Annotated in this window: 11 protein-coding genes and 1 pseudogene; all 12 read left to right on the top strand. The window is 60.3% G+C overall.

The annotated features are described in order from the left end of the window. The first annotated feature begins 170 nt into the window (after positions 1 to 170). Positions 171 to 1,172: a type I glyceraldehyde-3-phosphate dehydrogenase gene (gene gap / locus H7698_RS29105; RefSeq protein WP_162440207.1), complete on the top strand. Its 1,002-nt coding sequence runs from the start codon at positions 171 to 173 to the stop codon at positions 1,170 to 1,172. Positions 1,173 to 1,297: 125 nt separating this feature from the next. Next, a complete protein-coding gene (locus H7698_RS29100; RefSeq protein ID WP_194693724.1) occupies positions 1,298 to 1,816 on the top strand; it encodes an RNA polymerase sigma factor in 519 nt (172 codons plus the stop codon). 83 nt (positions 1,817 to 1,899) lie between these two features. Beyond that, a complete protein-coding gene (locus tag H7698_RS29095; RefSeq protein WP_194693723.1) occupies positions 1,900 to 2,865 on the top strand; it encodes a FecR family protein in 966 nt (321 codons plus the stop codon). A gap of 122 nt (positions 2,866 to 2,987) precedes the next feature. Then, positions 2,988 to 5,552, top strand: a complete 2,565-nt coding sequence (locus tag H7698_RS29090; RefSeq protein ID WP_194693722.1) for a TonB-dependent receptor — start codon at positions 2,988 to 2,990, stop codon at positions 5,550 to 5,552. A gap of 115 nt (positions 5,553 to 5,667) precedes the next feature. Further along, a complete protein-coding gene (locus H7698_RS29085; protein WP_194693721.1) occupies positions 5,668 to 6,276 on the top strand; it encodes a biliverdin-producing heme oxygenase in 609 nt (202 codons plus the stop codon). A 176-nt stretch (positions 6,277 to 6,452) separates the two neighbouring features. Beyond that, on the top strand, positions 6,453 to 6,848 hold the full coding sequence (locus H7698_RS29080) for a YbaN family protein (protein WP_162440224.1): 396 nt from the start codon (positions 6,453 to 6,455) through the stop codon (positions 6,846 to 6,848). A gap of 279 nt (positions 6,849 to 7,127) precedes the next feature. Continuing rightward, positions 7,128 to 8,408 (top strand): annotated as a pseudogene (locus H7698_RS32000) (PDC sensor domain-containing protein); the annotation flags it as partial. Between the two features lie 102 nt (positions 8,409 to 8,510). Continuing rightward, complete coding sequence (locus H7698_RS31995; RefSeq protein ID WP_442966346.1) at positions 8,511 to 9,266, top strand: methyl-accepting chemotaxis protein; 756 nt, start codon at positions 8,511 to 8,513, stop codon at positions 9,264 to 9,266. Between the two features lie 199 nt (positions 9,267 to 9,465). Beyond that, entirely contained in the window at positions 9,466 to 10,797 is a 1,332-nt protein-coding gene (locus tag H7698_RS29070; protein ID WP_194693719.1) for a CoA transferase, read from the top strand. Between the two features lie 241 nt (positions 10,798 to 11,038). Continuing rightward, positions 11,039 to 12,547 (top strand): sigma-54-dependent transcriptional regulator, encoded by a 1,509-nt coding sequence (locus H7698_RS29065; protein ID WP_162440201.1) that lies wholly within the window; start codon positions 11,039 to 11,041, stop codon positions 12,545 to 12,547. 455 nt (positions 12,548 to 13,002) lie between these two features. Beyond that, entirely contained in the window at positions 13,003 to 13,386 is a 384-nt protein-coding gene (gene gcvH, locus H7698_RS29060) for a glycine cleavage system protein GcvH (RefSeq protein ID WP_162440200.1), read from the top strand. An 11-nt stretch (positions 13,387 to 13,397) separates the two neighbouring features. Then, on the top strand, positions 13,398 to 15,186 hold a 1,789-nt coding region (gene gcvP / locus H7698_RS29055; RefSeq protein ID WP_194693718.1), incomplete at its 3' end, for an aminomethyl-transferring glycine dehydrogenase.

Genomic DNA, 15,186 nt, shown 5'->3' with positions numbered 1-15,186 from the left:
CAAGCACCGCTGTGATTGGGATGACAGGCGGTTTTCTTGATCATTCGGACCAGTTGATTCAGGTCACTCGTTGTAGATTGAACAAAATATTGCCATTAAAAAGGCTTGTTTTCTATTTTTATGCGAATAATCTTGTAATTCCAACAACAAAACGACGGCGGCCCATTTAAATGACTCTACGAATTGCTATCAATGGTTTTGGCCGGATTGGCCGCAACGTCCTTCGTGCACTGTATACCCAAGGCTATCGTCAGGATTTGCAGATCGTCGCCATCAACGACTTGGGTGACAGCTCGATCAATGCGCATTTGCTCAAGTACGACACTGTTCACGGCACGTTCGACGCCGATGTTCAGCATGACCAGGAAAGCCTGACCGTCAACGGCGACCGTATTGCCGTCAGTGCCATTCGCAATCCGGCAGACCTGCCTTGGGCAGCCGAAAAAATTGATGTGGTGTTCGAATGCACCGGTCTTTTCACAGACCGGGCCAAAGCCGCCGCGCATATTACGGCCGGCGCGCGCAAAGTCATCATCTCCGCCCCGGCCAAAGGCGCCGACGCCACCGTGGTGTATGGGGTGAACCACGACATTCTGCGCCAGTCCCACCAGATCATTTCCAACGCATCGTGCACCACCAACTGCCTGGCCCCGGTGGCCCAGGTGCTGCATCGCGAACTGGGCATCGAAAGCGGCCTGATGACCACGATTCACGCCTACACCAATGACCAGAACCTGACCGACGTCTATCACACCGACCCGTATCGCGCTCGTTCGGCTACCCAGAACATGATCCCGAGCAAGACCGGCGCCGCAGAAGCGGTCGGCCTGGTGCTGCCGGAACTGGCCGGCAAACTGACCGGCATGGCAGTGCGTGTTCCCGTGATCAACGTGTCGCTGGTGGACCTGACCGTACAGCTCAAGCGCGAAGCCTCGGCTGACGAAGTGAACGCCCTGCTCAAGGAAGCCAGCCAGCATTCGAAGATTCTGGGCTACAACACCCTGCCGCTGGTTTCCAGTGACTTCAATCACAACCCGCTGTCGTCGATCTTCGATGCCAATCACACAAAATCCAGCGGCAAGCTGCTCAAGGTGCTGGCGTGGTACGACAACGAATGGGGCTTCTCCAACCGCATGCTCGATAACTGCCTGGCGTTGTGTAACGCGGAGTAATGCTCCGCTAAACCAGACTCACCACGGCCCACTGCAGGCATCGCGCAGTCTTTCACAATTCTGTGCTTGACCTCTCGAGCGGATGATAAGCATTATCATTCGCTCGAAATGGATCAGGTTCTCCCGTGAGTCAGTCGCGCTTCAATCACGTCTTCATCGCCCAGCGGGTTTCGCTGCTGCGCACGCTGGAGCGGATGGTCAACAATCACAGCACCGCCGAAGACCTCTTGCAGGAGACTTACCTGCGAGTGACGCGGGCGCTCAGTGAGCGTGCCATCGATCACCTTGAACCCTTTGTTTTCCAGACAGCCCGCAATTTGGCGCTGGATCATTTGCGTGCGCGCCGCATTCAGTCCCGCACCCTGCTCGACGACGTGCCGATGGACGTGGTGGAAAGTGTCGCCGCCCCGGTCAGCAGCGCCGAGGACGCCGCTCATGCCGAACAGTTGCTGGAGCATTTGAACGTGAGCCTCAACCAACTCAGCGCCCGCCAGCAGCAGATCTTCATTCTCAGCCGTCTGCACGGGCACAGCTATCTGGAAATTGCCCAGAAGCTCGACGTGTCGTTGAGCACCGTGCAAAAGGAACTGAAGCTGATCATGGCAATCTGCATCGGTGTTGCCGAACGTCTGAACGGCGACTGAGTTGGCGAGGCTTTGCTACCCTTGCCTCCTTTTCATGCTCCATCCAAAAAACAGCGGTGCACAGACACTGCCGAGGAAACACCGTGACGGACACCCGCCGCCCGCCTCCGCCCGCCCCGGCGCAGGACTCCGCAAGCGCGATGGACCAGGCCCTGGACTGGCTGATCGTGCTGGGCAGTCCGAGCGAGGATCAGACCCGAGAGTTTCAAGACTGGCTTGCTGCCGATCCCTTGAATGCCCAAGCGTTTGCCAAAGCCCAGGCCATCTGGGACGGCCCGCAGGTGGTGCAATGCGCGCAAACACTGGCCGCTCGACCGCCTAAGGTGACGGTGCTGTCGCGCCTGCGCCCGCACTGGAAACCCCTGGCCACTGCGGCCGTCCTGATCCTCGGCCTGTTCAGTTTCAGCAACCTGCCCATGCGCCTGCAGGCCGATCACCTGACCGTGGTCGGTGAACGCCAGCGACTGCAATTGGAGGACGGTTCGAAAGTCCTGCTGAACACCAACTCGGCCTTTTCCAGCACCATTAATGATCAGCAACGCGTGGCTCGTTTGTATCAGGGCGAGGCGTTTTTCGAGGTGCCGGCCAATCGGGGCAAACCGCTGGAAATTGACGCCGGCCCGGTCAAGGCCAGCGTGCGCGATACAGCATTTGCGGTGCGCTACCTCGACGGCGTGGCACAGGTCCAGGTGCAGCGCGGGGATGTCGATTTGCGCGCCACCCGTGACGATGCACGAATTCGTTTGTCCGCCGGGGAAAGTATCCGCATCGGCCCCAACGGCTTTGATCGTCCGGCCAAACTCGACGTCGCCACCGAGCTGGCCTGGGTCCAGGGCAGGCTGGTCTTCGAGAACTGCCCACTGAGCCAGGTGCTGGCTGAACTGCGCCGTTACTACCCCGGCTGGATCATCAACAACAATGAGCAACTGGCCGACGTCGCCGTCACCGGCAATTACCGGCTCGATCAGCCGCTGGACGTGGTGCGTTCACTCGCCCACATCACCTCGGCACGCCTTCAGGAATTCCCTGCGTTGGTGATCTTGAACTAAATGAGAATTATTTTTACTCGATAGCTGAAGCTCGTTCGTCTCGTTATAGCCAATGCAATTGATTCGCATCTCTAAATGCAAATCAGCACCTATAAAGATTCGTGCGACACGGAGCGCTATCGATGTCCTCTCGCCTTACCCGCCAGTCCTCTTCACCTTCACGCGTGCTGTCGCTGCTGACCGCAGCCATCCTGATGGCCGGCAGCGCGCCGCTGATGGCCGCCACCGCCGCCGAGAAATCGACCCGCAACATGGGCGATTACTCGTTCGCCATTCCTCAGCAATCGCTGGTGTCGGCACTCAACGCGTTTACCACTGTGACGGGGTGGCAGGTCGGGTTCTCCGCCGAGCTCGCGCAGGGTGTGGCCTCCCCGGGTGTGCGCGGTTCCTTGCCGCCGGAAAAAGCCCTTGATCGCCTGTTGGTGGGGACCAACCTGAGTTATCGCAAACTGGGTAACAACAACATCGTGCTTGAGCTGCGCACCAACACCGGCTCGCTCAACCTGCAACAGATGACCATCAGCGCGACTCGTCAGGAACAGGACGTGAGCAGCGTGCCGAGCACGGTCACCGTGCACACCCGTGAAGAACTGGACCGCAACAACGTCAATTCCATCAAGGATCTGGTGCGTTACGAGCCCGGCGTTTCCGTGGGCGGCGCGGGTCAGCGCTCCGGCATCACCGGGTACAACATCCGTGGCATCGACGGTGACCGGGTGTTGACCCAGGTCGATGGCGTACAAGTCCCGGACGGCTTCTTCAACGGTCCCTATGCTCAGACCAACCGCAACTATGTCGACCCGGAAATCGTCAAGCGCGTGGAAATCCTGCGCGGCCCGGCATCCGTGCTTTACGGCAGCAACGCCATCGGTGGCGCTGTCAGCTACTACACACTGGACCCGGACGACATCATCAAAGCCGGCGAAGACGTTGGCGCGCGCCTGAAGACCGGTTACAGCTCGGCTGACGAGAGCTGGCTGACGTCCGGCACCGTGGCCGGCCGTACCGGTGACTTCGACGGTTTGTTGCACCTGAGCCAGCGCAACGGCCATGAAACCGAGTCCTACGGTGAAACCGGCGGCACCGGCCTCAACCGCACCGAAGCCAACCCTGAAGACGTGCGCACCACCAACATTCTGGCCAAGCTCGGCTGGAACTACGCCGACGACGCACGCTTCGGGCTGACCTATGAACACTACAAGGACGATCGCGATACCAATCAGCTGAGTGCGGTCGGTGGTCCGTTCAATGCGGGGCGCGGTTTCGGCTTTTACAAAGCGCGCAGCGGCAACGACACCGTCACCCGCGAGCGCTTCGGCCTTGATCACAGCTTCGGCCTCGACAGCGTTCTGGCGGACAACATCAAGTGGTCGCTGAACTACCAGATAGCCAAGACCGATCAGAGCACCGAGGAAATCTACGCGCCATCGCGGACCGTTCTGCGTAACCGCGACACCACCTACAAAGATCGCCAATGGGTCTTCGATGTTCAGGCTGACAAGGCGTTCGCCATCGCCGACACCGATCACGTCTTCACCTACGGCACCACCATCAAGCAGGACAAAGTTACGGGCTTGCGTACCGGTAGCGGCACGTGCCTGACCGTGTTCGGTGCCTGCCGCGCCGTCGGTGCTCCAAGCGCCTCCGATACCCTGACCCCGGCCAGCGATTTCCCGGACCCGACCATCAACACCTACAGCCTGTTCGCCCAGGATCAGATCAGCTGGAACAACTGGACCTTCGTGCCCGGCCTGCGCTACGACTACACCCAGCTCAAGCCACGCCTGACCGATGAGTTCCTGGCCACCGCCGACCAGAGCGGCAACGGCGAAGTGAACGATGACAACAAGACCTGGCATCGCCTGTCGCCGAAGTTCGGCACCACTTACCAGTTCAACGATCACTACACCTGGTACGGCCAGTACGCGGAAGGCTTCCGAACACCGTCCGCCAAAGCCCTTTATGGTCGTTTCGAAAACATCAACGGCGGCTATCAGGTCGCGCCTAATCCGGACCTCGAGCCGGAGAAGAGCAAGAGCTATGAAACCGGCCTGCGCGGACAGTTTGAAGCAGGCACCTTCGATGTCGCGGTGTTCTATAACAAGTACCGCGATTTCATCAACGAAAACGCCATCACCCCCGGTTACAACGAACTCACCTTCCAGAGCAACAACATCAAGCACGCCACCATCAAGGGGCTGGAGCTCAAGGGTCGCCTGAACCTCGATACGTTCGGGGCGCCAAACGGCCTCTACACGCAGGGTTCGTTGTCCTACCTCTACGGTCGCGACGATGACAGCGGCGAACCGCTGAACAGCATCAACCCGCTGACCGGCGTGTTCGGCCTGGGTTACGACCAGGACAAATACGGTGCGCTGATGAGCTGGACACTGGTCAAGCGCAAGGACCGGGTCGACAGCACCAACTTCAATACGCCTGACGGCACCAGCACCCAGTTCAAGACGCCGGGCTATGGCGTGCTCGACCTGGCGGGCTTCTACAAAGTGACCGACGACGTGACCGTCAACGCCGGTTTGTACAACCTGACCAACAAGAAGTACTGGCAGTGGGATGACGTACGCGGCTACGACAGCGTGGGCGAAGCCTCGGTGACTCAACCGGCGAACCTCGACCGCCTGACACAGCCAGGTCGCAACTTCTCGGTGAATCTGGTCTGGGACATCTGATCCTGTCCACCTCATGGCGCGGTCGTTTAAAAGGCGGCGTCATGAGGTTTTTTTACTGTCCGGCGCCTCCCCGTTCGTCTCGTTACCAAGCGCCTCTTTCCCTCAAGGACTTCTCATGACCACTCAGGACACCACTCAACGCCCTGCTCTGCGTTCGCAACGCTTGAACCAGATCACCAACGAGCCTCACACCAAACTCGATGCGCTGGTCAAAGCCCACGCACCGTTCGAAACCCAGGCCAATTTCGCCCGTTTCGTGGTGGCGCAATACTTGTTCCAGTCAGAACTGGTGCCGCTGTACAACGATACCGAATTGACCGCCATCGTCCCGGACCTGCCGGCTCGCTGCCGTGCCGAAGCGGCCAAGGCTGACCTGGCGGATCTGGACACCGAAGTCCCGGCACCTGTCGCCGGCGCGGTGAAAAAACCGTCCAAAGCCGAGGCGCTGGGTTGGTTGTTCGTGTCCGAAGGGTCGAAGCTGGGTGCGGCCTTCCTGATCAAGCGCGCAGTGGGTCTGGGCTTGAGCGAAACGTTTGGCGCTCGCCACCTCGCCGAACCGGCTGGCGGCCGCGCTGAAGGCTGGAAAAGCTTCGTCAAAACACTCGACGGACTGGAGCTGAGCGCGCAGGAAGAAGCGGAGCTGGATAAAGGCGCGATAGACGCCTTCAACCGCTTTACTGTGTTGCTGGAGCAGGCTTACTCGAACGTAGCCGAACCCGCCTGACACAACCAATCCCCTTGTAGGAGTGAGCCTGCTCCGGGCGGCGTTCCGACGATAGCGGTTTTAGATCCAACAGTGATGTTGACTGAACAATCGCAATCGCGAGCAGGCTCACTCCTACAAGGAGCTGCCTCAACCTGTAAGATCCCGATTTCGTCCCACCTGCGTTTCCGAGCCAAATGTCTCAACCGTCCTCCTCAAAACTCGTGCGCGTCCTCTTCGGCCTGCTGGCTTACGTCAGCCTGGGCATAGGCTTGATCGCCATTGTCGTGCCCGGCCTGCCGACCACCGAGTTCATCCTGCTGGCTGCCTGGGCCGCGACCAGGAGTTCGCCGCGTCTCAGTGCCTGGCTGGAGAACCATCGGCTGTTCGGACCGATACTCAGCAACTGGCGCAACGGCAAAATCATCGCGCGCCGGGCCAAGGTCAGTGCCACCGTCAGCATGTTGCTGTGCGCTGGTTTGATGCTGATCATGCTCGACCACGGCTGGCCGGTTTACCTCGCCATCGCCGGCATGAGCCTGGGCAATCTGTGGATCTGGTCAAGACCGGAATCCTCACCACAACCCTCCTGAACCACACCCCTCTGTAACGAGGAAGTTCACTCCCGCTGGGTGGCGAAGCAGCCCCTCTTTTGCCCGCTTCCCTCACATCAAATTCCCGTTCGCCCAGACCGACGCGCGCCCGCCAACCGCCCGCAAATCCCGCGCAAACGCTTGCGACGACCGTTCATCGGCTTTTACTCATGCAAACTTCCCCCACGCCGATGTTTCTCCAATGGCGCTGAATGGACTTGGCGAACCGGGTCGACCTCGACTCATAGCCAACACTTCATCCATTTGCGAGTTCGCCCTATGTTCGACTCTCTTTCCATCCGCCTGAAAATCGTTCTGCTGTCCGGCCTGTGCCTGCTTGGCGTGGTCGCCCTGATCGTCAGCATGAACATCTACCAGACCAATCAGAACGATGAACTGATCAGCGCCTCCAGCAGCAAAATGCTCACTGACAGCGTGCAGGACCTGCTGCAGGCCAAGGCAGCAGAGCAAGCCGTGCGGGTGCAGAAGACCTTCGGCGAAAGTCTGACGGTGGTGACGGCGTTGGCCGATCAGATCAAGGACATGCGCAACATGGCTGCCAAGCGTTCGCTTGACGCCGGCGCGGTGCGCGAGGAGTTGAATCAGAGCCTGAAAACCGCCTTCGAACGCAACAGTAAAGTGCTCGGCATCTGGCTCGCGTTCGAACCCAATGGCCTGGACGGCAAGGACAGCGAGTTCGCCAATGACGCAGCCCGTCAATCCAACGAAGCCGGACGTTTCGCCACCTACTGGAGTCGTGCCGGCGGCGCCGGGTTAAACACGATCATGGTCGAAGATGACATGACCAAGACCACGCAGAACATCAACGGCACCCCTTACAACAGCTGGTACACCTGCCCTCGTGACAGCAAACGCACCTGCCTGCTGGACCCGTATGCCGATACGGTCGGTGGCAAGGAAATGCTGATGACCACCATTTCAGTGCCGCTGCTGGTGGACGGAAAATCCATCGGCGTGGTGGGTATCGACATTGCTCTCGACGCCCTGCAAGCCGCGGCCGTTGATTCCCAGCGCGACCTGTTCGACGGCGCCGGCCACATGCTGATCGTCTCCGGCACCGGTGTGCTCGCAGGTTTCAGTGTTGACGCCAGCAAGGTCGGTAAAAGCATCGGTGACACCCTCGGCGCTGACGGCAAGGAAGTGCTGCAACTGCTCAATGCGGGCACCCCGAAGATTCTCGAACAGGGCGAGTTGATCCGCGCGGTTTATCCGGTCAGCCCGATTGACGATTCCAAGGCCTGGGGCATCGTGATCGATCTGCCGAAACAAGTGCTGCTGGCCGACTCGGTGAAACTGCAAACCGTACTCGATGACGCCCAGCAAAGCGGCACGATCAAAGCCGTGCTGGTGGCTGTGGCGGCCGGGCTGGTCGGCCTCCTGCTGATCTGGCTCACCGCCTCCGGGGTGACTCGCCCGATCAACAGCGTCGCTGAAATGCTCAAGGCCATTGCCAGTGGCGACGGCGACCTGACCCAACGCCTGCACTACAGCAAGAAAGACGAACTGGGGGAATTGGTCAGCTGGTTCAACCGTTTCCTCGACAAGCTGCAACCGACGATCGCGCAGATCAAACAGAGCATCACCGATGCCCGCGGTACCGCCGATCAGTCCTCGGAAATCGCCCGCCGCACCAGCGAAGGCATGCAAGTACAGTTCCGCGAGATCGACCAGGTGGCCACCGCCTCCAACGAGATGAGCGCCACCGCCCACGATGTCGCCAACAGCGCATCGAACGCAGCGAATGCAGCAAAGGGTGCCGATCAATCGGCCCGCGATGGCATGTCGATCATCGAGCGCAGCACCCGGGACATCAATCAGCTGGCCGACGAAGTCAGCAAGGCAGTGACTGAAGTCGAAGCCTTGGCGGTCAACAGTGAGCAGATCGGTTCGGTGCTGGAAGTGATCCGCAGCATTGCCGAACAAACCAACCTGCTGGCCCTCAACGCAGCCATCGAAGCCGCCCGTGCCGGCGAGAGCGGTCGTGGTTTTGCGGTGGTGGCCGATGAGGTGCGCAACCTGGCCAAACGGACGCAGGATTCGGTGGAAGAAATTCGCAGTGTGATCGAGCGCATTCAAACCGGTACTCGCGGCGTGGTGGCGACCATGCATTCGAGCCAGACCCAGGCCCACAGCAACGCCGGACAGATCCAGCAAGCGGTTCAGGCCTTGAGCAAAATCAGTGATGCGGTCACCGTGATCAGCGACATGAACCTGCAAATCGCCAGCGCCGCCGAACAGCAGAGTGCCGTGGCCGAAGAGGTCAACCGCAATGTCTCGGCCATCCGTACCGTCACCGAAACCCTGACCGGGCAAGCCACCGAATCGGCGCAAATCAGCAGCCACCTGAATTCGCTGACGACCCATCAGATGAAACTGATGGATCAGTTCCGCGTTTAAGTTCGCGACGCGGTTCCTTTGCAGGAGTGAGCCTGCTCGCGAACGCGTTTACATTCAACAGTGATGTCGACTGATGAACCGCGATCGCGAGCAGGCTCACTCCTACAAGGATTTCACGCCTGATTTACCTCCCACAGGTTTCATCCGGCCTGTCATCTGATTTGTTCTATGATCGGGCTCTCGTTCCGGAGGGCCTTCGATGACTGATTTACTCACGTCCATTCAAGCCGCACTCGGCTTGCCTCATACCCCGATTGCCTTCACGTCGAGCGGCGCGCTGCCCTCGGCGTTCGCGGTCACCGACCTGGCCTGCGCCAGCGTTGCCACCGCAGGCCAAGCTGTCAGCGAGCTATTGCAGCAGCACACCGGCCGCCTCCCCCACCTTGAAGTCGATCGACGTCTGGCGTCCTTCTGGTTCGCCACCTCGATTCGCCCATTGGGCTGGAGTGTTCCGCCGATGTGGGACCCGGTTGCGGGCGACTACGCGACCCAAGACGGCTGGATCCGCCTGCACACCAATGCGCCTCATCACCGAGCGGCGGCTGAAACAGTGCTCGGCGCCGTCGACAACCGCGCCGCGATGGCCAGCCACGTGGCGCGATGGGCCAAGTCCGATCTGGAACAGGCGGTGGTCGACGCCGGTGGTTGTGCGGCCGAAATGCGAACCTGGGCTCAATGGCAGGCGCATCCCCAAGGTCAGGCAGTCAACGCCGAGCCTCTGGTTCACTTCGAAAACAACGGTCATTCACCTGAAAAACCATGGCGTGGTTCGGTGGCGAGACCCTTGGCCGGGATCAAGGTACTGGACCTGACCCGCGTCCTCGCCGGCCCCGTTGCCAGCCGTTTCCTCGCAGGCCTCGGCGCCGATGTATTGCGCATCGACCCGCTCACCTGGAATGAACCGGGTGTGATTCCGGAAGTGACTTTGGGCAAACGCTGCGCTCGCCTGGACCTGCATGACCCGGCGGATCGCGCCGTTTTCGAACACCTGCTCAAGGACACCGACATTCTGCTCCACGGCTACCGCGCCGATGCCCTGGAACGTCTCGGCTACGGCATCGCCGAACGCCAGCGATTGGCGCCAGGCCTGGTCGACGTCTGCCTCAATGCTTATGGCTGGAGCGGCCCGTGGCGCAACCGCCGAGGTTTCGACAGCCTGGTGCAGATGAGCAGCGGCATCGCCGAGGCGGGCATGCACTGCAAGCGCGCAGACAAGCCAACGCCGCTGCCTTTGCAAGCGCTCGATCACGCGACCGGGTATTTGATGGCGGCCAGTGCGATCCGGTTGCTGGGAACGGGAGGATCAGCACGCTTGTCGTTAGCGCGCACGGCGAAGTTGTTGATTGAAGCCGGCGCCGGGACGGATGAACCCTTGCGCGCGGAAGACGAGAACGATCAGGGGATACTGGTCGAGCAGACGCCTTGGGGTCCAGCGCATCGATTGCAGGTGCCGCTGAAAATCACCGGTACGCCGGTGCAGTGGGAGCTTCCTGCCTCTGAATTAGGCTCACATCGCGCGCAGTGGTGGTGATCTTGAGATAGCTATCGCGAGCAGGCTCACTCCCACATTCAGATCTCCAGCGCACGCAAATTTTGTGTACGACATGATCCAATGCAGGAGCGAGCCTGCTCGCGATAGGGCCAGTAAGAGCAACAGTTATCACTGACCGCGAGCAGGCTTTGCTCCTTCGCAAATCCTTGCCGGATTTCACCATTGGCACGCCCCAAGGCATACTTGCGTCCCTCCGCACGCCAGAATCAAAAACCGCCCCATGCGTATCCACGTCAGCTTCATCGACCGAGTCGGCATTACCCAGGAAGTCCTGGCCTTGCTGGGTGGGCGCAATCTCAATTTGGACGCGGTGGAAATGGTGCCGCCCAACGTCTATATCGACGCCCCGACCCTGAGTCCGGAAGTGCTTGAGGAGCTGCGCGACGCTCTGTTTAGCGTGCGCGGTGTGCAAGCGGTGACCGTGGTGGACATTCTGCCCGGCCAGCGCCGGCACCTGCAGCTCGATGCCCTGCTCGCCGCCATGACCGACCCGGTGCTGGCCCTCGACAGTGCCGGCAACGTCTTGCTGGCCAATCCGGCAATGATTGCGCTGTATGGGCGCGAACCGGCCGGTGAAAGCGTCGCCGAGCTGTTTGCCGATCCGGCCCTGCTCGATGCGTTGCTTGAACAGGGATTTCGCCTGCCGCTGCGCGAGATCACCGTCAACGGCCAGACCCTGTTATTGGACGCCACGCCTATCACCGACGCCGGCGCCCTGCTGACGCTGTATCAACCCAATCGCATCGGCGAACGCCTGTCGGCATTGCACCATGATCACGCCGAAGGTTTCGATGCGTTACTCGGCGAGTCCCCGGCAATTCGTACGCTCAAGGCGCGCGCCCAACGAGTTGCCGCCCTCGATGCCCCCCTGCTGATTCAAGGTGAAACCGGTACGGGTAAAGAACTGGTAGCCCGCGCCTGCCACGCCATCAGTGCCCGGCACAGTTCACCGTTTCTTGCGTTGAATTGCGCGGCACTGCCGGAGAACCTCGCCGAAAGCGAACTGTTCGGCTATGCCCCTGGCGCCTTTACCGGCGCGCAACGCGGGGGTAAGCCAGGGCTGATGGAACTGGCCAACCAGGGCACGGTATTTCTCGATGAGATCGGTGAGATGTCGCCTTATCTGCAGGCGAAACTGCTGCGATTCCTCAACGACGGCAGCTTCCGGCGCGTGGGCGGTGATCGCGAGGTCAAGGTCAACGTGCGCATCCTCAGTGCGACGCACCGCGACCTGGAAAAAATGGTCAGCGAAGGCACCTTCCGTGAAGACCTGTTCTATCGCCTCAATGTCTTGAATGTCGAAGTCCCGCCCCTGCGCGAACGGGGTCAGGATATTCTGCTGCTCGCTCGCTACTTCATGCAGCAAGCGTGTGCGCAAATCCAGCGTCCGGTGTGTCGCCTGGCGCCGGGCACTTATCCGGCACTGTTGGGCAACCGCTGGCCGGGCAATGTGCGGCAGCTGCAGAACGTGATCTTCCGCGCCGCGGCGATTTGCGAAAGCAGTCTGGTGGACATTGGCGATCTGGACATCGCCGGCACCTCGGTGGCGCGTCAGAGCGACAACGATATCGACAGCCTGGAACAGGCCGTCGACGAGTTCGAAAAATCCCTGCTGGAAAAACTGTACGTCAGCTATCCCTCGACCCGGCAGTTGGCCAGTCGCCTGCAGACTTCACATACCGCGATTGCCCATCGGTTGCGCAAGTATGGGATTCCGAACAAGCCTTGAGGCTTGAGCTGAAACTCAATTCTGCAGGCGCTAACGTCCCTGTGGGAGCCGAGCTTGCTCGCGATGGCGGTATGCCAGTCAACATTGATTTCGACTGACATACCGCCATCGCTAGCAAGCTCGGCTCCCACAAGGTTTAGGTTGTCTTAGAACCGTGTTGAAAAACGACCTCCACTTGTACTGAAAGCGCTACAGTGGAACGAAATCGCTACAAACGCCTCACCCCCCCGTATTGCAAAGCTTTGATCCCCATAGCGTTTCTTCTTCTGCCTGTACTGTAGCGATATCGCTACAGAGAACAATCGTCACCGTTTTATAAAACCCTTTAAACGCCTGATTTATAAGGATTAAACAACGTTGGCCGCGATATTGCTAAGTAACCCCCCATAAAGCAGGGCTTTGCCCAAGCATTCAATCGCGTCCACCAGACGAGTCTGGCCCCCTTAGGAGTTTCCATGAGCGAGTTGCGTTTTACTGAAGATCACGAATGGCTGCGCACCGAAGCTGACGGCACCGTCACAGTCGGTATCACCGCTTTCGCGCAAAACGCCCTGGGCGACGTGGTTTTCGTACAACTGCCCGAGCTGCAGTCCTACGACAAAGGCGCTGAAGCTTCTACCGTGGAATCGGTAAAAGCGGCCAGCGGCGTTTACATGCCGCTGGACGGTGAAGTGCTGGAAGTGAACCCGGCGCTCGACAGCAGCCCTGAGCTGGTCAACGAAGACCCGATGGGCGAAGGCTGGTTCTTCCGCTTCCAGCCAGTCGATCCTTCGGCTGTTGCCAAACTGCTGGATCAGGACGCCTACGACCGTCTGATCAAAGCCAACGCCGAAGCCTGAGGAGCGCCGACATGACTCAAATCAATCTCACCACTGCCAACGAATTCATCGCCCGCCACATCGGCCCGCGTTCCGGCGATGAGCAAGCCATGCTCAACAGCCTCGGCTTTGATTCCCTGGAAGCCTTGAGCGCCAGCGTGATCCCGGAAAGCATCAAAGGCACCAGCGTCCTGGGCATGGACGACGGTTTGAGCGAAGCCGACGCCCTGGCGTTGATCAAAGGCATCGCGGCCAAGAACCAGCTGTTCAAAACCTATATCGGCCAGGGTTACTACGGCACACACACGCCGTCGCCGATCCTGCGCAACCTGCTGGAAAACCCGGCCTGGTACACCGCTTACACCCCCTACCAGCCGGAAATTTCCCAGGGCCGTCTCGAAGCGCTGTTGAACTTCCAGACCCTGATCAGCGACCTGACCGGCCTGCCGATTGCCAACGCTTCGCTGCTGGATGAAGCCACCGCCGCTGCCGAAGCCATGACCTTCTGCAAACGCCTGAGCAAGAACAAAGGCAGCCACGCGTTCTTTGCGTCCGTGCATTGCCACCCGCAAACCCTGGATGTATTACGTACCCGCGCCGAGCCATTGGGCATCGACGTCGTGGTCGGCGACGAGCGCGAGCTGACCGACGTCAGCGCCTTCTTCGGCGCCCTGCTGCAGTATCCGGCGAGCAACGGCGACCTGTTCGATTACCGCGAACTGACCGAGCGCTTCCACGCTGCCAACGCACTGGTGGCGGTCGCGGCTGACTTGTTGGCGCTGACGGTGCTGACCCCTCCGGGCGAATTCGGTGCTGACGTCGCCATCGGCAGCGCACAACGCTTCGGCGTGCCGCTGGGTTTCGGTGGCCCGCACGCTGCGTTCTTCTCCACTAAAGATGCGTTCAAGCGCGACATGCCTGGGCGTCTGGTCGGTGTCTCGGTGGACCGTTTCGGCAAGCCGGCCTTGCGCCTGGCCATGCAGACCCGCGAGCAACATATCCGCCGCGAGAAGGCCACGTCGAACATCTGCACCGCGCAGGTGCTGCTGGCCAACATCGCCAGCATGTACGCCGTGTACCACGGTCCCAAGGGACTGACGCAGATTGCCCAGCGCATTCATCACCTGACCGCGATTCTGGCCAAGGGCTTGAGCACTCTAGGTCTGCAGGTTGAACAAGCGAACTTCTTCGACACCCTGACTCTGGCCACTGGCGCGCAAACCGCTGCGCTGCACGAACAGGCACACGCCCAACAGATCAACCTGCGCGTGGTCGATGGCGAGCGTCTGGGCCTGTCCCTCGACGAAACCACTTCGCAAGCCGACGTTGAAACCCTGTGGAAGCTGCTGGCCGACGGCAAGGCTCTGCCGGACTTCGCCGCCCTCGCCGCGTCGATCGTCAGCACGATTCCGGCCTCGCTGGTTCGCCAGTCGCCGATCCTCAGCCACCCGGTGTTCAACCGTTATCACTCCGAAACCGAGCTGATGCGTTACCTGCGCAAGCTGGCCGACAAGGACCTGGCGCTGGATCGAACCATGATCCCGCTGGGTTCGTGCACCATGAAGCTCAACGCTGCCAGCGAAATGATCCCGGTCACCTGGGCTGAATTCGGTGCGCTGCACCCGTTCGCCCCGGCCGAGCAAAGCGCCGGCTACCAGCAACTGACCGACGAACTGGAGGCCATGCTCTGCGCTGCCACCGGTTACGACTCGATCTCGCTGCAACCGAACGCCGGTTCACAAGGTGAGTACGCTGGCCTGCTGGCCATCCGTGCGTACCACCAGAGCCGTGGCGAAGACCGTCGCGACATCTGCCTGATCC

The sequence above is a fragment of the Pseudomonas sp. p50(2008) genome (assembly GCF_015351605.1).
In the GTDB taxonomy this organism is placed as follows: domain Bacteria; phylum Pseudomonadota; class Gammaproteobacteria; order Pseudomonadales; family Pseudomonadaceae; genus Aquipseudomonas.
Note: the sequence above shows the minus strand (reverse complement) of the source record. Positions and strands in the feature narration are given on the sequence as shown.